Annotated in this window: 15 protein-coding genes and 1 riboswitch; of the genes, 3 read left to right on the top strand and 12 right to left on the bottom strand. The window is 39.7% G+C overall.

Features of this window, described 5'->3' with window-relative positions:
• Positions 1 to 4: 4 nt before the first annotated feature.
• From JNUCC41_RS20155 to JNUCC41_RS20135, 5 genes are all read right to left on the bottom strand, one after another.
• Positions 5 to 1,177 carry an acyl-CoA dehydrogenase family protein gene (locus JNUCC41_RS20155; protein WP_192204524.1) on the bottom strand — a complete coding sequence of 391 codons (1,173 nt, stop codon included), beginning with the start codon at positions 1,175 to 1,177 and terminating at the stop codon, positions 5 to 7.
• A gap of 173 nt (positions 1,178 to 1,350) precedes the next feature.
• Positions 1,351 to 2,256, bottom strand: a complete 906-nt coding sequence (locus JNUCC41_RS20150; RefSeq protein WP_192204523.1) for a LysR family transcriptional regulator — start codon at positions 2,254 to 2,256, stop codon at positions 1,351 to 1,353.
• Between the two features lie 118 nt (positions 2,257 to 2,374).
• The gene (locus JNUCC41_RS20145; protein ID WP_192204522.1) at positions 2,375 to 3,610 is read right to left on the bottom strand and encodes an MFS transporter; all 1,236 of its coding nucleotides are present in this window, start codon (positions 3,608 to 3,610) and stop codon (positions 2,375 to 2,377) included.
• A 288-nt stretch (positions 3,611 to 3,898) separates the two neighbouring features.
• Entirely contained in the window at positions 3,899 to 5,890 is a 1,992-nt protein-coding gene (locus tag JNUCC41_RS20140; protein WP_192204521.1) for an alkyl/aryl-sulfatase, read from the bottom strand.
• A 393-nt stretch (positions 5,891 to 6,283) separates the two neighbouring features.
• On the bottom strand, positions 6,284 to 7,162 hold the full coding sequence (locus JNUCC41_RS20135; protein WP_192204520.1) for a LysR family transcriptional regulator: 879 nt from the start codon (positions 7,160 to 7,162) through the stop codon (positions 6,284 to 6,286).
• Between the two features lie 259 nt (positions 7,163 to 7,421).
• Between JNUCC41_RS20135 and JNUCC41_RS20130 the strand changes: the two genes are divergently transcribed.
• Both JNUCC41_RS20130 and JNUCC41_RS20125 read left to right on the top strand, forming a co-directional pair.
• The gene (locus JNUCC41_RS20130; protein WP_192204519.1) at positions 7,422 to 8,045 is read left to right on the top strand and encodes a chromate transporter; all 624 of its coding nucleotides are present in this window, start codon (positions 7,422 to 7,424) and stop codon (positions 8,043 to 8,045) included.
• A 47-nt stretch (positions 8,046 to 8,092) separates the two neighbouring features.
• A complete protein-coding gene (locus tag JNUCC41_RS20125; protein ID WP_228467391.1) occupies positions 8,093 to 8,638 on the top strand; it encodes a chromate transporter in 546 nt (181 codons plus the stop codon).
• A 227-nt stretch (positions 8,639 to 8,865) separates the two neighbouring features.
• Here JNUCC41_RS20125 and JNUCC41_RS20120 read toward each other — a convergent pair whose 3' ends face one another.
• The 4 genes from JNUCC41_RS20120 to hutG all read right to left on the bottom strand — a co-directional run bounded on the left by JNUCC41_RS20120 (position 8,866) and on the right by hutG (position 12,869).
• A complete protein-coding gene (locus JNUCC41_RS20120; RefSeq protein ID WP_192204518.1) occupies positions 8,866 to 10,176 on the bottom strand; it encodes a Na+/H+ antiporter NhaC family protein in 1,311 nt (436 codons plus the stop codon).
• A 189-nt stretch (positions 10,177 to 10,365) separates the two neighbouring features.
• Positions 10,366 to 10,473, bottom strand: a riboswitch (SAM riboswitch).
• 260 nt (positions 10,474 to 10,733) lie between these two features.
• On the bottom strand, positions 10,734 to 11,405 hold the full coding sequence (locus tag JNUCC41_RS20115; protein WP_192204517.1) for an SOS response-associated peptidase: 672 nt from the start codon (positions 11,403 to 11,405) through the stop codon (positions 10,734 to 10,736).
• A gap of 60 nt (positions 11,406 to 11,465) precedes the next feature.
• On the bottom strand, positions 11,466 to 11,621 hold the full coding sequence (locus tag JNUCC41_RS20110; protein ID WP_153246094.1) for a hypothetical protein: 156 nt from the start codon (positions 11,619 to 11,621) through the stop codon (positions 11,466 to 11,468).
• A 291-nt stretch (positions 11,622 to 11,912) separates the two neighbouring features.
• The gene (gene hutG, locus JNUCC41_RS20105; RefSeq protein WP_192204516.1) at positions 11,913 to 12,869 is read right to left on the bottom strand and encodes a formimidoylglutamase; all 957 of its coding nucleotides are present in this window, start codon (positions 12,867 to 12,869) and stop codon (positions 11,913 to 11,915) included.
• A gap of 123 nt (positions 12,870 to 12,992) precedes the next feature.
• Here hutG and JNUCC41_RS20100 point away from each other — a divergent pair, with 123 nt between their 5' ends.
• Positions 12,993 to 13,895, top strand: coding sequence for a LysR family transcriptional regulator (locus JNUCC41_RS20100; protein WP_192204515.1), 903 nt, complete (start codon positions 12,993 to 12,995; stop codon positions 13,893 to 13,895).
• A 146-nt stretch (positions 13,896 to 14,041) separates the two neighbouring features.
• On the opposite strand, the gene ggt is transcribed toward JNUCC41_RS20100, so the two are convergent.
• The 3 genes from ggt to JNUCC41_RS20085 form a co-directional block, all read right to left on the bottom strand.
• On the bottom strand, positions 14,042 to 16,117 hold the full coding sequence (gene ggt, locus JNUCC41_RS20095; RefSeq protein ID WP_192204514.1) for a gamma-glutamyltransferase: 2,076 nt from the start codon (positions 16,115 to 16,117) through the stop codon (positions 14,042 to 14,044).
• A 211-nt stretch (positions 16,118 to 16,328) separates the two neighbouring features.
• Complete coding sequence (locus JNUCC41_RS20090) at positions 16,329 to 18,323, bottom strand: TRAP transporter permease (protein WP_192204513.1); 1,995 nt, start codon at positions 18,321 to 18,323, stop codon at positions 16,329 to 16,331.
• Complete coding sequence (locus JNUCC41_RS20085; protein ID WP_192204512.1) at positions 18,316 to 18,822, bottom strand: DUF1850 domain-containing protein; 507 nt, start codon at positions 18,820 to 18,822, stop codon at positions 18,316 to 18,318. Before JNUCC41_RS20085 ends, JNUCC41_RS20090 begins: the two co-directional genes overlap by 8 nt.
• Positions 18,823 to 18,883 lie beyond the last annotated feature (61 nt).

Raw genomic sequence — 18,883 nt, 5'->3', positions numbered from 1 at the left:
GGTTTTATCCTTTTAATAATGCTTTGGCAATTGTATTTTTTTGAATTTCCGAGGTTCCGCTCAAAATCCGATACATCCGTGCGCTCCTGTACATTTTTTCTACAGGATGGCCTTTTACAAGGCCTTTGGAGCCAAAGATTTGGATGGCCTTGTCAGCCACACGACTATTTACTTCTGAAGCAAATAGCTTTGCCATGGATGTGCCGGCGCGATCCTCTTTTCCTTGATCAATTTTTTCAACCACATCATAGACCATGCACTTTGCTGCATAGATTTCCGTCGCCATTTCTGCGAGCATATGCTGAATTGCCTGGAAGTCACCAATGGGCCGGCCGTGCTGGACTCGCGTTTTAGCATGCTCAATAGATAAATTGAGAAGGTGTTGAGCCATTCCGATAAAGCCGGCCGCATGGGAAGCGCGATTTGTGTTTATTCTCTTCAATCCGAGCAGCAACCCTTTTCCTGGTTCTCCGATAATATTGGCGGCAGGCACTCGACATTGATTGAAATTCAATTCAGCATGTATGCGCTCTCCTGATAGGGGAACTTGAATGTCTCCTAGTTCGAACCCCGAATGTTGGGGTGTTTTTTTATCTACTAGGAAAGCAGTGATTCTTTCTTTCTCTCCTTCCTGAGATTCTTTCGCTATGACAATGGCGAAATCAGCATAGGGTGCAGCACTGATAAAATGTTTTTTTCCATTCAATATATAATCATTTCCGTCTTTAACGGCTGTTGTTTCGATAGCAAAGGCGTCCGATCCGGCATTTGGTTCTGTAAGGGCAAAGCAGCAGCTCGCTTCCCCCTTCACGACGGGCATCACATATTTTTCTATTTGCTCCGTTGTAAAGCTTTCCAACATCTGACCAATTCTTAGCGGCCCGCCAATCTCGCCGATAACCTGCCCCCATAACACTGCTCCGGAACGGGCCAATTCTTCCTTGAACATGCATAATCCTTTTAAGCTAACATCTTGTCCACCATACTTTTCAGGGAGGTTAATTCCGTAAAAACCCAATTCCCTGGATCGTTTTCTTGCCCATCGTATGGCTTCCATCGGGATATCCTCTTCAGCGTTCAATCCATGCTCCTGTTCAAATGGAAGCAATTCATCTTGAATGAAAGCCTGCAACTTTGTTTGAAGTACCTCTAATTTCTCTTCCTGCGTTGTTACCATAAGTTTCCCCTTTCATTTCTTGGTTTTGTCAAACTGTTCAAATATTTAAAATGTTATAAAAATAATCTTAAAGGTAAATAATATTTAAGTAAAATAATGAAATATGATATACACATAAGAAAAATTGATGTAAAAAAACACAAAAAAATATTAGTTCCCTTCATCATGGGAAACTAATATTTAAGAGCAGTATAGAATTCGAGACATTTTATAAACTCTCTGGCAGCTTTTGAAAAATACTGCTTCTTAGAGCGAACATAACCGAATTCCATTGTATTATTTTCTAGCTCAACCAAAGGAATGGCCACAAGTTCCCCGCTTAGGAAATAGGGGTCACTGTTCACTCCAATATCATAGGAAAAGGCAATAGCTAATCCCTCAGCGACGGTTTTTTTGATGATTTCTGTATTATTTGTGAAAAACAAAATATTCATCTCACCGTAATGATCGAAAAAACCTTTGATGAACGCCTTCATCCTTGGTCCATTGTAAACGACCAGATTTTGGTCCATTAGCTCTTGTGGGGTTATGCTTTTACGGTTGGCTAAAGGGGAATTCTTACTGACCGACACAATCACTTTTGCTTCCATTAAAGGTTGAAATTCCAACTCATTTTCTTTTGGCTTAATCTTTGGAATATTCAAGAGCCCGATGTCTATCTTAGCATTCAGTACTTCTTCGGTTATCTCTTGTCCCCCTTTTTCTTCAATCACGATTTTCACCTTGGGATACTTCTTCTTAAATAATGCCAATGATTTAGGCAAAACCGTAAGAAATAAACCTTGTGTAGAGGATAGGCGTAACTCTTTTTCCATCGTATCTGAATGTATTTGCGCACTGTCTCTTATTTCTTCCAATTTGCTTAATACTTCAAGAGCTTTCTGGATGATTTCCTTTCCGTCCTCTGTAGGTATGGTTCCTAACCGTGACCGCTTAAAGATTTTTATACCTAATTCCTTCTCCAGACTGGTAATGGCCATGCTGATTCCAGATTGAGAGATATGGAGGCTCTCTGAAGCCATGGAAATCGAGTTTACCTCGGCCACTTTTATTATATATTCCAATTGTTCAATATTCATGGTTCATTCTCCTTCTGGCCTATTACCCATATCATACCTCGAACAGAAAGCCCTTTCAATTTTAGAGAAGGAGATTCAGGCCCCCTCGAACTGTCTCCTCAAAAGCAGAGTGCCGGTTTCATACAATGGTAGTTGTTTTTTCGTATTCTTTAGCGGGTTGTGCCCGATTATTTTTAATAGAAACGGCAACAACCGTTCCCAACAACGCCATTATCACCAAAAACAGGAAAGCTGCGTCATAGGAGTCATTAAACAAACTGATAATCAAACCTAGGGCTAAAGGAGAAACCGCACCTGCAATTTGACCGGCAAAAGTTACGAGTCCGGAGGCAGAGCCCGTAAGTTCCTTTGGTGAGTATTTTATGATAATCGTATATAGAACGGTTCCAAAGAAAGACAGCGCTATGGAGTTAAGAGTGAGATAAGTGATGAAAAGTGCTATGGATGTGGCGTTAGACATTAAAAAGAGAAAAATTGCCGATAATAAAGCTCCTGCAGCAGCAAGATACTTCTCCCGGTTAGCCATATGCTTATCCAGAAGCCATCCGCTTACATTAAACATCAAGAAACCAAAAACATAAGGGATTGCCAATAAACCCCCGGCGGCTATTAAATCAACCCCTTTTTCCTTAACCAAATATATAGGCATCCAAGTGATCAGACCATAGTTGATAATATTTGAGATAAACTTGAAAGTTATAAGTTTCCAAATATTTTCGATTTTAAATAATAGTTTCAGAGCTACCTTTTTTTGTTTCGGATTGTCTGTTTTAACCTGAGTTCCTTGAGGCTTTAGAATGAACCAAATACCGAAAGAAATTAATATCCCTAGAATCCCGGCAATGGTAAACATGCCCCGCCAACCGAAAGCTACAACCATCGAAGCGGCAAGAGCGGTACCTAATATCCCTCCAATATTCTGGGCAGACAGGAAAAATGAATTTGCCCGGCCCCGTTCTTCTTCCGGGAAGTTATTTCTTATAGTGGACATACTGGCAGGATAGAAAGGCCCTTCACCTAACCCGAACAGAAAACGAATGAATAATAAAGACATGAAAGACCAAGCAAACCCGGACATAACAGTGAACAGTGACCAACTAAACAAAGAAACAGTAACCATGACCCTTGCTCCATATTTATCGGTCATCCATCCGCCAAGCGGTTGCATGAGCGAGTAACTAACAAAAAATATACTAATTAAAAACCCTGTCTGGGACGTATTGAGATGAAACTCATCTGCAATGGGAATAATTCCGACATTAATGGCAACGCGATCAAAAAAGCTTAAAATCATTCCAACAAATAAAAGGCCGCTGATCACTAATTTTCGTTTCTTACTTGCATACAGCTGCATTCCTCATCACTCCATTTTTTAGATTTTCACAAAACTTTTGAATATATAAGGGAAGCGCTTACAATCCCTTTCAAAATGCCCAAGACTGAAAATTTACTTTTCACTTATTGATTTTTGTTCTGTGACTATTAGGAGCGTTTTTTCATTAAAAGACAATAATGATTTAAAAAAACGAAACTGGAATGCCTACAAGATTATTAGATACATTCAAACCCACGGGACTAATAAGTAGACTCGCGGGTAGAAACATTGGTCACTTGATCCATCATGCTATAAAGTAATTGATTATCATGGAGTAACGATATTGACCTTCGGTTGAAATTGATCAAGCAAAGACAGGAAATCTTCGAACTGTTCTTTATTACCGGAAATGGAAACTTTACCGGCCGCTTCCATTTTGGATAAATCTTCACGTCCTAGAGCAATCTGATAAAAGGTCATACTATCTAATGTTAATGTTGCATCAGGGTTGGACGCCATTTTCCCTTTTTCGAAGTTCAATACAGAATTATCCAGATCAAACATGTAATTGGTTTTCGAATCTGTAAATGTCAAATTGAATGTCATAATTTTATTTTCCGCTTTTGTTCCATTTAACTTAATGGACAAGAATTTCATGAAATCATCCATTGGCATATTGAGCAGCGTATCGAGATTCATCATTCCGCCAGTTCCTTTCGTGTCTGCCACTCCATTCCTTAACTCATCTGCGCCGGTAAGATAGAAATTACGCCACACAGAGGATTCAGCGGTGTAACCTAATTGTTCATAAGCATTAGCCAGTAAATTTTTTGCTTCTGTATTTTTGGGGTTAGCCATGACTACATGCTTTAAAACTTGAGCCACCCAGCGATATTCCCCTTTTTTATAATCAAGTTTTGCCCGTTTAATGACCTTCTTTTCCCCACCCATATACTCCACATATTTAGCGCCCGATTCTTCTTGTGGTAAAGTATCCAAGTCGGATGGATTACCGTTGAAATATCCTAAATAAAAGTTGTACACCGCTTTTACGTTTTGTTTCAATGTTCCGTAATACCCCCGATTGGCCCAAACTTTATCCAACTTTTCAGGAAGCTTCAACTTTTCCGCGATTTCATCAGGTGTGAGTCCTAAATAAGCTAATCGTATCGTTTGGTCATGAATATATTTATACAAATCACGCTGACTTTCCAACTGCTCCAGAACATGGTTTTTTCCCCATATGGGCCATGTATGAGCGGTAACCATGGCATCTATATCTTCATTTCCAAACAGATCGACTGTTTCATCAAGTGCTTTCACCCATTTTAAGGTATCTCTAGTTTTAGCTCCCCTTAATGTATAAATGTTATGTAACGTGTGTCCCGTGTTTTCGGCTACCACTAAAGTTTTGTAATCTTTGATGTAATAATGCATCTCAGATGGAGCTTCTGAATCCGGCGTCAATAAAAACTTAAAAGTTATTCCGTCTATTTCCACCGTTTGAATCTCATCCTTTACTTCCATTGTTGGAGGTAAATAGCTAAAAGTTCCGTTACTTAATCCCGGTCCAATACCAGAAGTAACAAACCCTCTTTCATTTGCGGGTAAAAGATTTCCAAACATATAACCTGCCCGGCGAGACATTATATTACCTAAAAGAATGTTTTCACTTAGCGCTTCATCGTTAAAACCTTCGGGAACAATGATGGGCACCTTAGCTGGATTTTCAGCGTACTGAGCAATGCCCTTTATACCACCAAAGTGATCCGCATGACTATGACTAATAACAATGGCACTTACCGGTTTTTTGGATCGATGTTCAAAATAAAGATCCATCGCTGCTTTGGCCGTTTCAATTGTAGAAAGTGTATCCAAAACTATTAATCCTGTTTTTCCTTCCACAATGGTAAGCACTGATAAATCTTGACCCCGAACTTGATAAACGCCATCTACCACTTTAAATAAGCCTGTTATATTTTGTAATTGTGCCTGTCTCCACAAGCTAGGGTTTACAGTATTACTTGCCGGCTGATCTTCTTTGATGAATGAATATCGTTTACTATCCCATACTACGTCACCTTTTGAATTTTTTATTGGATTCATATTCAAGGGTGCAATGAACCCTTTATGTGCATCCTTGAAATCTTCCTTGTCTTTAAAATTCAACTGTTCATAAAATACTTTATTTGCTGAAATAGTTGCATATGTTGCGGGCATTGGCTCACCAGATGAAGCATTTGTAACAGAAGATCCTGCGAGCATAGCAAAAACAATGGGAACGGAAACAATGCCTTTAATAATAGATACTTTGGACATTTCATACCCCTTTCTCGTTTGAATAAGTAGATATCATGTCTATATTCCTTTTGTTGAAGAAGTAAACTTACTCTTTTTGTAGAAATTTTTAGAATAATATGAATTTATTTTATAATTAATTAGCCATTAAGTATATTTCCTATTTCTAATAGTAACTTCAATTTTATTTATATATAAACTACTTATTAACGAATGTTAGTTCGTATAGCGGTGAACTGCACATCCAAATACAAAATGCCCCTCCCGATAGAGAAGAGCTTTTATGAATAATCATGCGGTATATTCAATTTTCCATGACTTTTTCAGGGTAAGGGGCCTTGGGCACATCTTTAACCACGAAATTGAAAACGCTGAAAAATTGTAATAGTAAACCAAAGTGGCTTTCCTTCCTTATTATTGAAGGAAATCAACAAATTTAGACACCCCAATTTTATTAAAACGATTGTTTTTCCTGACTAGCCATAAATTTCTAGTTATATCTATTCTTGAAATACCCACTTCCCGCAAAAAGCCCTGCTCCAATTCCCTGGCCACTGTCAACCTGGGCAGAATGCTGATTCCAAGTCCAGCTTCAACCGCACTTTTTATCGCTTGTGTGCTACCAATCTCCATGTAGCTTTCTATTTTTTCTAAAACCCCATGCTCCCTTAACATGTTTTCCACTATAAGCCGTGTTCCTGAAATGGATTCACGCCAAATCATTCTTTCATTCCCCAATTCCTCAAGCTGGATTTCTTTTCTGTCTTTCCAGGGGTGGTCGGATGGACATACCAATATCAATTCGTCCTCGGCGAACTTGTCTACAATAAAATCGCTGTTTTCCACAAGCCCTTCTACCAAGGCCAAATCAATGACATCGTTTGTAAGATCCTGCAGAACCCGGGGGGTATTTTTTATCGTTAATGTCACTTTTATTTCAGGCTGTTGTTTTTTGAATCTTCCAAGCAAGCTCGGCAACAAATACTCACCGATAGTCAAGGATGCCCCTACTATGAGGTTTGCATTGTACTTGCCAGTCGATTGCTGAATCACTTCTTTTGAATGGTTGAAGTCATTTACAATAGCTTTTGCAAAAGGGTATAACAACTTACCTGCCTCTGTAACTCTCAGCCTTCCTTCCTCACGGTCGAATAACAAAGTGTTATAATAATTTTCCAGTTGATGGATTTGTCTTGTTACAGCGGGTTGAGATAGGAAACTTAACCTCGCTGCCTGGCTTATGCTTCCTTCATCCACCACTAAACAAAACATTTTTAGATTTTCTAATTTCAAGAAAACGACCTCCATGTTTTTAGATAGTTCATTAAAATGATAGCATCATAAAGGTAAATGGTGAAATGAAAAAAGAATGCTGCTTCCCTGAATAAGTGAGGCTATTAAATTATTGGCCGCATTCTTTATAAAACGGATAAATCTTCTGGGTATAACCTTTTGTTATACCCGATGATTTTGTTGCAATTTACCCATTCCTTTTTCTTTGATATGTTAGTAATAAGATTTAAACTTAGCGGCAAAGGAAGTGACTGATGTAATGAAAGGACAATGGAAAACTCTATTCCATTTATTTTGGACCTTTTTTAAAATAGCACCTGTCACATTCGGAGGCGGGTTTGCGATGATCCCTTTAATCGAAAAAGAAGTGGTCGAAAAGAGGAAATGGATGAATAGCGAAGAAGTTACGGATGTTTTTGCGTTATCTCAGTCCGTACCGGGAGCTGTCGCTATTAACTCCGCCACCTTTATCGGCCATCGAATTGCCGGAATGAGGGGGGCAATGGCAGCCATGATCGGTGTTTCATTGCCTACCTTTTTAATTGTCCTGCTCCTAGGCATTTTGTATTTTTTCATTCAGGATAATTCGAAGATAGAATCCGCATTCATATCAATCAGAGCTTCCATAGTAGCGATCATCGCCTATGCGGCTATCAAGATAGGAAAAACGGCTGTTGTAGACAAATCAACTTTCTGTATTTTATTAGCAGGAATTCCAGTCCTCTTCTTTCTTCACCCTGTGATAGTTATAGTGGCAGGAGCTGTAGTGGGTATTGTGACAATCTCCATCAAGAGAAAATTAGGATACGATGTCAAGTTGGACAGAAAAGATAAGACAAAAGAAGAAAATGATTTCGAACCTTACATGGGTGCTGGCATATAGGTAAATCAAAAAGGGTCTAACTAATTTTCAAGAAAGCGTGTGATAGAATGATGGAATTGTGGGAGTTGTTTAGCACCTTCTTTATTATCGGCTTTGTATCGTTCGGAGGCGGATACGCCATGATTCCCGTAATAGAATCGGAAGTCTCACAGCATGGATGGCTGACGACGCAACAATTTACCGATATAATCGCAATTTCCGGGATGTCCCCAGGACCTGTCACAGCCAATAGTGCCATTCTCGTTGGCTATTCTACTGCTGGATTAGCAGGAGCCATATCATCCGCTCTCGGAATCTTGCTACCTGCTATAATATTCGTGACCGTTATAGCCACCTTCTTCAGCAAATTGAATCATTATCCAGTTATTCAATCCATGTTTTATGGATTAAGACCCATTGTCACTAGTCTAATCCTCTTTGCAGCAATCAGTTTATCACTTTCCAATCATATGATAGCCCCTAACTTTTCATGGCATACGATAAGCTTATTACTCGTATTTGGATTATCGTTATTTGCCCTGATGAAATTACGCTGGCACCCAGCTTATGTAATTATACTTTCTGGTTTAGTTGGTGTTGTCCTCTATTCATGACAAATGCCGCACGCAAAACCATTATCAATATGGACCGGAATGAGCAGTTATTTTAGTTATGAATAAAATGGTATACCATAAATAAAAGAAATACCAAACAGATGAATTGAAAACTGCCTTGATTACTTTTTGAACACTGATACTGACATGAATGCGAAGATTTCACCCATACAGAAAACACCCTGTATCCAATGATTCAGGGTGTTTTTTTCATTTTTGTCCTCTTTTTAAGAAGTCCGTTTCTTCGTTTCATCCGAGTGAAACCGTGGATAACCAATCAAGATGGCCACGACTCCACAAAGTCCAATTAGTATCGGGTAATATGAATACGGCAAGATGCTTATCGGAGAGATTTTTGCTACCCCTGCTGCAACAAGCAGTTGTGCCCCATATGGTATCAACCCTTGGATACAACAGGCAAAAACGTCAAGTATGCTCGCCGATTTACGCGGATCAATCCCATACCTTTCAGCGATGTTTTTGGCAAGTGGCCCAGCAATGATAATCGAAATCGTATTATTTGCCGTGGAAAGGTTCGTCAAGCCAACAAGCCCGGCAATACTGAATTCCGCCCCTTTTTTTGATTTGCTATTTCGGGTCACGAGCTGGAGTAGATAATCAATGCCACCATTATGTTTGATTACAGCAACCATACCTGCAATTAAAATGGCAAGGAAGGATATTTCATACATTCCCGCCATTCCTTCACCAACTTTTTGAATGACACCCAACGGTTGATAACTTCCATCAGCCAAGCCGATGATTCCGGCAAAGACGATTCCGCTGGAAAGCACCAGGAACACATTGACTCCTGCCAATGCAGTGATCAATACGCAAAGGTATGGAAGAATCTTCACCCAATTATAAGAATTTTGGATGATGTCGGCTTGTTCACCCATCGTTAATATTCCTAGGATAGCACATGTGATGATGGCTGCAGGTAAAACGATGAAAAAATTCACTTTAAACTTATCCTTCATTTTCGTTCCCTGTGTTCGAACTGCAGCGATTGTCGTATCTGAAATGAAGGATAGGTTATCCCCAAACATCGCACCACCAATAACGGCCGCCATTGAAAGGGCAAGCGAAATATCGGTTTGCTCGCTAATTCCGACCCCGATAGGTGCTAGGGCTACAATCGTTCCCATGCTCGTCCCCATAGATAGAGAAATAAAACAAGCGATAATGAATATCCCTACCATCAAAAGATTTTGCGGAAAAACGGCTAAGGCAAGATTCACCGTTGATTCAACCGCCCCCATGCCATTCGCAACTTCGGAAAAAGCGCCGGCTAAAAGGAAAATGATAACCATTAACATAATATTGGCGTCCCCTGCACCTTTACAGAAAATATCAACTTTTTGATTGAAACTTTCTTTCCGATTCATTGCCAATGCAGCTGCTGATGCAATAGAAATGGCTACAATCACCGGAAAAGAATAAAAATCTTTAGTGATGATTCCGGACCCTATAAATAAAATTAAAAATACGACAAATGGAATCAATGCCCATGGATTCCCTTTATTGTTTGCACTCATGATGTACACCTCTTTTTATTTTTCCCATGACATGTGTCATAGCCTTTATCCTTTTAACAGTTTTCGCAAATAACACCAACTTGAACTTGATTCTCCAGTCATGGAGCTATAGCTAAAAAACTGCCGGCATAAAAAAGACCCCTTCTATTTAACAACAAGAAGAGGTCTTTTAATTTATAAAAAACACCCTCCTTATCTTTCAGGCGAAAATCAGCCTGCTGGATTTGGCACAGCACTCCCATTAAGTCCGCTGCCGAGACATCTTCGGGCCAGTCCCTCCGTCTCTCTTGATAAGAAGATCAAATTTATATAATTTATCAAATATTACGATGCCTGCCAGAAAAGCACCAGGCTGGAAAGTTGCCGAAACCAATCTGAGTTTTTGAAAGAGACATCGAAGTCGTTTTGAAAAGCAAATATAAGAGTACAGCATTTTGTCTATTTTCGCAAGGTTTAGTTTTAAAGTATTTCCATGCACTTCTTAATGATTAATTAGGAATCTTGACATATGCAGTTAATCGGGACGGAATTAACATAAAAAGAGGTCTAATGACCTCTCAGCAAATTTGTTGTATTAGGTTAGGTGAATTTTTTTTAGTCGAGTTCACATCAGTCGATACCTCAAAAGCTTCCATTTGTTCCGAATCGAATGAATTTAAATACTGCTGCAGATATGCAGGATCATTAATGGATGGATTCAACCAATCTTTTTCATCTTCTGGTTTAAGGATGACAGGCATACGATCATGAATGCTGGTCATCAGCTCATTAGGAACGGTTGTTATAACGGAGCACGAGTAGATGCTGAGGCCTTCAGGAGATTTCCAGGATTCCCATATACCGGCCATTCCAAATGGAGCATGATTCTTCAGTTTTATTCGCATCGGTATTTTTCTTTCTGGTGTCTTCTTCCATTCATAAAATGAGTCAGCGATTATCAAGCATCTCTTCTTCTTATACGCATTCTTGAAGCTTGTTTTCTCTGCAATGGTTTCCGCTCTGGCATTGATCATTTTATAGCCCACTTTTTCGTCTTTTGCCCAGAAAGGAATGAGTCCCCACCGAAGATATCCAAGTCGATTCCTTGCCCCGTCATTAATGACGGATAGCACGGATTGGGAGGGAGCAATATTGTAGCTGAATTGGTATTCCTCATCAAATGATCCTTGAATATCAAACCGATCTTTTATTTCCTCAATATCAGTGAAAAGGGTGAAACGTCCACACATAATATCGCCTACCGTATTAAGATTTATTACAGTGTAACAAATGGAACAAACAGGCACAAATCAGCGTTCTAAAATCCTGATGTCGGTAAATGGCTGATTAAATAATTCGCTGGAAATCAAAAGGGTGCCAAGGACTTCTCTTTCATCTTCAGCTTTAATGATTTCCGACAAAATCAAGGTACTACCATTCCTTACCGTTACTTTATATTCATTCATGGAATCCCCCCTCATAAGGCTAGATGCTTGTTATTATAAACCAAAAGACCACAAGTATCAGTATTGAACTCTTGCAGATTCATGGGTTAATCTACTAATGAAGAGGCCGCATGTAGGTTCCTTTACACATTAAAGGGTTATTCGAACAAAGCCCGGGAGCATAAATCCTTGAATTGGCGGCATAAAAAAGACTGCCCATGAATGATTCATGGACAGTCAGGCGCTGTAAAAGGTTTTTCGCTTCAATACAGATAGTTGATTACGGAGATGGCATTTTAGTAAGACCATTCATTATTTAAAATGAAGTAAAACCTCATTTATTAAATGTGCTGCCAATGTAACGGTTTTATTATTTTCATCCAACGAAGGATTCACTTCCGCGATATCAAAGGAGAGAATCTTTTCATTCGATACGATATGCCTGATAATGGCACGGACCAATTTAGGATTCAGTCCAAAAGGCGATGGAGCACTTACCCCAGGTGCGTAGGCTGAATCAATAACGTCTGTACATAATGTAAGAATAATGTAGTCATGTCCCTTAGCGAATTCATTTATCCGCCGCTTAGTTTCATCCATTTCATTCAATGACAAATCTTCTTCCAATATGTAATCGATCTTACTTCTCTCGGCAGTTTCAAACAGTGCCTTCGTATTCCCCTGCTTCTGAATTCCGACACATAAATAACCACAATTTTTATCTTCGTCCAAAATTTGCTTAAACATCGTTCCTGATGAACTTTCTTTTTCATAAGGCCTCATATCAAAGTGAGCGTCAATATTAATGATTCCCAAGCTAGCTCTTGGTCCAATGGATTCCCTAATCCCAAGATAATGGCCATACAGGGTTTCGTGCCCTCCGCCAAGTATGATAGGAATCGCTCTACTCTCCAATATCCGGGTAACAGCCGAACCCAATTGGGATTGAGCGGCCTCCATCTCTGTACCTTCACATATTACATCACCAGCATCCACCAGCTCGGTTTGGGAAGGTAAATGACAGGGTAATTTCGCCAATGACTGCCTAATATGATCAGGCCCTTCTGCCGCACCAATCCTGCCTTTATTCCTTTTAACGCCTTCATCACATTTGAAGCCAATCAATCCAAAGGTCCTGGATGAATTGGAAGAGATGGCTAATTCCGAAATCGGTGCCAAACGTACTCTTTGGTGGTATCTGAAGCTGTCCATGTCAGATTGGGAATCAATTCTTCCATTCCAATAATTTAAAGTCGGATTTGTATACATAATTTCTCCTTTATTTAAAAAATTCCGAAATATCTTTTTTCAAAATTATAAATGAGATAATATATAATTACCAATACAAAATTTCAATATATCTATAGCTTAAAGCTATAGAAAGGAGAATATATGGATCTTCGTCAACTTCGATATTTCACTACAATTGTCCGGGAAAAGAATTTCTCAAAAGCAGCAAAAACGCTGCATATATCACAACCTTCCCTAAGTAATGCCATAATGAAATTAGAAAATGTAGTTGGTTTTCAGCTTTTGGAACGCAATACAAGAGGGCTTGAGCTCACGGAATCAGGGGGGATTTTCTATACGAGATCTGTTGATCTGTTAAGAAGATTCGATAATATGCAGGTGGAGCTTAAAGAAATGAAGGATGTCGGAAGCGGAACCGTATCAATAGGTTCCATAGAATCATTCAAATTTTGGTTCCCGAAGATCATCAGGAATTTTAAAATCAATTATCCTAAAATTCATATAAAAGTCAGGGAAATATTAGGGGAAGAGAAGGTTTTCGATTCGTTAAATCAGTATAATGTTCATTTCACCATCACGAACCAGCCCATCAACAATGAGGAAATTCTGTCCACACCCCTTTATAATGAAAGATTCATGCTTTTGATCCATAAAGATGACGATTTAAACGGAAAAGAGTCCATCACCTTCCAAGACATAGCAAAGAAAGAATTGATCATCAGTACAACTGGATTTCAAACAAGAGATGATATCTTAAAAGCATTTAAGGATGAAAATGCAATTCCCAATATCCTATACGAAATAGAAAGGCTTGAAACGGCTTGCAGTTTGGTGGAAGCAGGGATTGGGGTTACAATTTTACCGGAAAACTATATAAGATCCGCTGCAACAACCAATACTGCAATTCGCGCGATCGATTCAAATTATTTGGAAAGGACTGTTTACCTGGCTTATTTGAAAGATCGATATCTGTCTCCTGCGGTATGTAGGTTAATCGAGGACATACATAGCTTTTTTAAGAGTGATGTCAGGAACGGTGACTAAAAAAATCAAAGGTAATGACAAAAAAAACATTCCCCATATGCACATTGCACAGGGGGGATGTTTGATTTTATTGCTTTGGCCATTTCCCTCGATTTCCTTATAAACTGCTTGCTAGAGCAGTTTCAGTCTAAATTCGTCAGGGTAAATTAATTCGTGACACTGCCATCATCGTCTGGATCTCCAATATCCGCCGGATCTTTTTCCAATAGTGCCTCTTTGTCTTTTTCATTCCATTTTGTTTTATATCCTAATGATTGCGCAACCCTTAATACCGGTAGATACGATTTTTTATCTGGTTTGAATGTTTCCAAGTCCCCTGTTCCAATTGCACCCAAACCTAGTAACAATTTGTCTGATTGGATATAGGGTTTTTCATCTATCAGTTTCATTTGTTCAGCTGAATAAGGATAAACGGCTCCATTCACTTTTAAGGTAAACGGTCCCTTTTTTTCTTCTTTTATTTCTTTTGGCTTTTTCGATTTATAGGAAACATTATACACTCCTTGAACAGTTCCTTCTCTCGTATTATCGGCTCCCCCATACATTCTCCCCTTTTCATAATCATAAATAACAGCTTGCACATTTCCGATATGCTGGGGTTTTTCTTCATAAACATGGCCTTTTGCCATTAACTCCAACCTTGTATTTTGTTCAATTCCCGGTTCCCATCTAACTGTCGGATATCCAGCGGAATAAATACGTGGCGCTAATATGGCATCTTGGATTCGCATTTTATGATCAAGCACGTTCATAATCGTTTCAGATACAGATGCTATTATCGTCGCTCCTCCTGGTGAACCAATGGCCATGAAGGGATTGCCATCTTTTAATACGAAGGTCGGTGACATACTGCTTCTTGGTCTTTTTCCTGGTTCCACCTGGTTAACTCCACCCGGTGTTGCATCAAAATCCGTCATTTCATTATTTAGCATGAATCCATATTCAGGTACCATGATACCCGATCCGAATACTTGCTCGATTGTAGTCGTATAAGCAACCATATTTCCCCATTTATCCATTACAGAGAAATGGGTTGTTTGACCGATCGGTGTTTTCTCCTCTTTTACCTTCTTCATTGAAGTAGGTTCTTTGCCCTCATACTTCCATGGATCGCCTGCCTTGACATCAGCTGTTGATCTTTTTGGATTGATGAGTTTTCGTCTTTCTTTAATATAATCTTCATCCAATAGTCCTTTTGTAGGTACATCATAAAAATCTTCATCTGCCATATAGGCAGCTCGATCGGCAAAAGCAAGATGCATGGCTTCCGTGAGATAATGAAGATACTCAGGTGTGTTCGCCCCCATCTTTTGTACATCGTATCCTTCCATAAGCTTCAGGATTTGTAGAACAGTCAAACTGCCTGAGCTTGGTGAAGCTGCCCCTACCACTTCAAATCCCCTATATTCCGATTTAATCGGCACTCTTTCTTTCACTTCATAGTTTTGCAAATCCTCAGTTGTCATCGTTCCTTCACGCTTTTGAACTTCTTTGGTTAGGGCTTCCCCGATTTCACCTTTATAAAAAGCCTTGGAACCTTGTTTTTTTATTAACTTAAGAGTCTTTGCCAGATCTGGCTGAACAAGGGTGTCTCCCTCTTCCAAAGGCTTTCCGTCTGGTACAAAAACCTTTGCAGCCGCTTGGTTATTTTTAAGCTTTGTTACATTTTCATCGATATATTGTGCTGTTGCCCAATTGACTTTTACCCCTTGTTCAGCTTGTTTAATGGCCGGGCCTATGACTTGTGATAAATTCAATGTTCCATATTTCTCAAGAGAAGTCTCTACACCCTTCAGAGTTCCAGGAACTGCAACCGCTTTACCAGATGTGTGCCGCTTACTAAAAGGAACAGGTTTTCCCTTTCCATCTAAAAAAAGTTCAGGCGTAACATTTTTCGGTGCCATTTCGCGATTTTCAATCATCGTTATTTTATTTTCCTTTTTATTATAAATCATGATAAAACCACCGCCACCGATTCCAGACATCATTGGTTCAACTACATTTAACGATAATTGAATGGCTGCTGCTGCATCGACTGCGTTTCCACCTTGTTTTAATATCTTTATGCCCGCTTCAGCTGCTAACGGGTGGGAAACTGATACGATTCCTTTTGTCGCTCCCTTTCCCATTGACCCATCCACTCCAGGAACACTTGCAAAAGCTGGTGTGATCATACAAAAGAAACTGAAAGTAACTAAAATAAAACTTTTTAAAAATTTCATGAATTAGTCTCCTTTCAAAATAAAACAATTTGGGTTTTACCGTACGCCAACTGGATATACGAGCAAATGACTCTGCTTTTCAAGTAGGAATATGCTGGCCGAAATAATTGCAGTCAGCACATTCCCTGCACTCTTTGATGTTTCACTTCAAAAAATCACCCCCCCAAATGGTACAATACTACCCTTTACTTCAGGATTGATATTCGAAGACTTAATTTTTCCCTATGCTTTGCTTATGTTCCAAGATATTGGGACTGTCGTGATTGCCACTCTTCCAAAGATATTGTAAAGCCAGCAATACGATAAAAGCAGATACCCCAATGATGTCCGACATCGTTTCAGGATAGATTAAAAGTAAACCAACGATTATGGCGAGGACTCTTTCCAACCAGTGCATCCCCCTCATCCAGTAACCTATAACACCCGCGCCAATGGCGATCATGCCGGCCATTGCTGTAATTACGACCCAGGCAACCTCCATCCAAGTTGTATCAATCATCAGCATTTGTGGCGAAAGAACAAAAATATATGGAATGATAAATGCGGCGATTGCAAGTTTTGATGACTCAATTCCCGTTTTTATCGGTTCACCGCCTGCCACCCCTGCCGCTGCAAATGCCGCTAATGCAACTGGAGGAGTTATATCTGCTATAATGCCAAAATAGAAGACGAATAAATGTGCAGATAAATCAGGTACACCAAGCAAAATGATTGCAGGTGCTGCAATCGTCGATGTGATTACATAATTGGCGGTCGTAGGTGATCCCATTCCTAAAATGAGTGCCGCTACCATCGTTAGCATCAATGTTGGAATCAAATATCCGCCAGACAAATCAATCAAACCATTAGCCAGCTTCAGCCCTAATCCAGTTTTCGTAACGATTCCTACAATAATGCCGGCTGCTGCGGTCGCGGCTGCAACCGAAAGTGCCGTTCGGGCTCCATCCACCAATGCATAAATGATATCGATGAATTTCATGCGGACATCCTTGTTTATGAATCCTACAAGAACCGAGATCGCAATGGAATACAGTGCTGCATGTGTAACCGTAATATTCAGCATGAGCAAGAAGATAATGGCAAGGATCGGTATTAGTAAATAAAATTTGCCGAACACTTCCTTCTTACTTGGCATCTCTTCTTTCGTTAGTCCACGCAGCCCAAGTCGTTTCGCTTCAAAATGGGTCATGATCCATATTCCTGAAAAGTAAAGGATCGCTGGAATCGCAGCCGCCTTTGCTATATCCCAATACGTTATTCCATTCCCAATGAACTCAACCATTAAGAATGCCGCTGCCCCCATTACCGGAGGCATCAATTGACCGCCTGTCGAAGCGGCCGCCTCCACTGCCCCAGCAAATTCCTTCTTATAACCAAGATTTTTCATCATCGGTATCGTAAATGCTCCTGAAGTGACAACATTAGCTACAGAGCTTCCGCTAATCGTTCCTTGAAGAGCACTGGAAAAAATCGCAACCTTTGCAGGTCCCCCTATCCTTCTGCCTGCAATGGCGGTTGAAAGATCATTGAAGTATTGACCGACACCTGTCCGGACTAGAAAGGATCCAAACAGTAAAAAAAGGAAGATAAATGTCGATGACACCGCTAACGGAGTACCTAAAATGCCTTCTGTCGAGAAGAACATCGTTTGCACCAAACGCTCCAGAGTTAAACCGCGATGAGCGAGGAATCCTGGCATATACTGCCCAAAAATACCATAGAAAATGAATAATAAAGCAATGACCATAATAGGAAGACCCACTGCACGCCTAGTTGCCTCCAAAACTAGCAGAATGGCCATTAAACCAACTGCAAAATCCAATCCACCCAGACGTCCTACATTCATGACGATATCTTCAAAAAATAAGGGCCAATATGCACCTACACCGATACTAAGGAGCGCTAATATGATATCGTACCAGGCAATTTGAAATTTTCCTTTTTGACGCTTCTTCCGGTTTACAGGAAATAGTAAAAAAACCAAGGAGAGTGCAAACCCTAAGTGTATCGTCCGTTGGATTTGGGCTGTAAAAACGCCAAAAATAGCTGTGTATAATTGAAATAACGAAAAAGCCAAGAGTCCAAAAAATGCAATGTGGCCCAAGACACCAGTTAATTTCCTTGTCCCGGCTTCAGGATCATATTTTTCCAATAACTCCTGTTGTTCTGCTTCGGTTAAATACTTCGTTTTTTCTTGATCAGCCACTAATCTTCACTCCCTTCAACTGTTCCCATAATGAAATTCTTTCTGATGAAATCCTGACCCATGTCCCTGGTTTAATAAAGTCTGCCAATGTGTATGTTTTTTCATCATATATTAACCGATGGTTAGCTCTGACTTGTCCTACCCGTAAATCTATATAGGCGAAATTGCGATTCATATTTTTTATGAAGTAGGTGCCGTCTTTCTCTTCGAATACTTCCTCCCCCTCTGCATTGGAAGGCATACCGACTGCAAAATCATGATAAGCAAGTTCGGTTTGTTCGATTTGCTTATCCGATAACCGATATGATTCCAATACATCCGTTAGATGGATGGAATGTAAATACTTAATCTTGAATTCCTTTTCTTTTTTCAAAGGAAAGTATGCGACTAATTCCCCTTGGTCCTCGAAGGTAAAGGCAATTACATGCTTATACGGAAAAAATAATAGAAAAGCGATGAGCAGAGGTATACCAAAAGCCATGAATCTCTTGAATTTCATAGGCACCCCTTTCAAAACCAGTATCCCATTCAGAAAAAACGAAGCCGATAGGCCACATATA

Origin of the sequence: Brevibacillus sp. JNUCC-41, assembly GCF_014844095.1 — a bacterium.
Lineage (GTDB): Bacteria > Bacillota > Bacilli > Bacillales > DSM-1321 > Peribacillus > Peribacillus aracenensis.
Note: the sequence above shows the minus strand (reverse complement) of the source record. Positions and strands in the feature narration are given on the sequence as shown.

Coding starts and splice junctions, on each gene's coding strand:
- JNUCC41_RS20155 (WP_192204524.1), bottom strand. CDS start 1,177: ATGGTAACAACGCAGGAAGAGAAATTAGAGGTACTTCAAACAAAGTTG.
- JNUCC41_RS20150 (WP_192204523.1), bottom strand. CDS start 2,256: ATGAATATTGAACAATTGGAATATATAATAAAAGTGGCCGAGGTAAAC.
- JNUCC41_RS20145 (WP_192204522.1), bottom strand. CDS start 3,610: ATGCAGCTGTATGCAAGTAAGAAACGAAAATTAGTGATCAGCGGCCTT.
- JNUCC41_RS20140 (WP_192204521.1), bottom strand. CDS start 5,890: ATGTCCAAAGTATCTATTATTAAAGGCATTGTTTCCGTTCCCATTGTT.
- JNUCC41_RS20130 (WP_192204519.1), top strand. CDS start 7,422: ATGAAAGGACAATGGAAAACTCTATTCCATTTATTTTGGACCTTTTTT.
- JNUCC41_RS20125 (WP_228467391.1), top strand. CDS start 8,093: ATGATGGAATTGTGGGAGTTGTTTAGCACCTTCTTTATTATCGGCTTT.
- JNUCC41_RS20120 (WP_192204518.1), bottom strand. CDS start 10,176: ATGAGTGCAAACAATAAAGGGAATCCATGGGCATTGATTCCATTTGTC.
- JNUCC41_RS20115 (WP_192204517.1), bottom strand. CDS start 11,405: ATGTGTGGACGTTTCACCCTTTTCACTGATATTGAGGAAATAAAAGAT.
- JNUCC41_RS20110 (WP_153246094.1), bottom strand. CDS start 11,621: ATGAATGAATATAAAGTAACGGTAAGGAATGGTAGTACCTTGATTTTG.
- hutG (WP_192204516.1), bottom strand. CDS start 12,869: ATGTATACAAATCCGACTTTAAATTATTGGAATGGAAGAATTGATTCC.
- JNUCC41_RS20100 (WP_192204515.1), top strand. CDS start 12,993: ATGGATCTTCGTCAACTTCGATATTTCACTACAATTGTCCGGGAAAAG.
- ggt (WP_192204514.1), bottom strand. CDS start 16,117: ATGAAATTTTTAAAAAGTTTTATTTTAGTTACTTTCAGTTTCTTTTGT.
- JNUCC41_RS20085 (WP_192204512.1), bottom strand. CDS start 18,822: ATGAAATTCAAGAGATTCATGGCTTTTGGTATACCTCTGCTCATCGCT.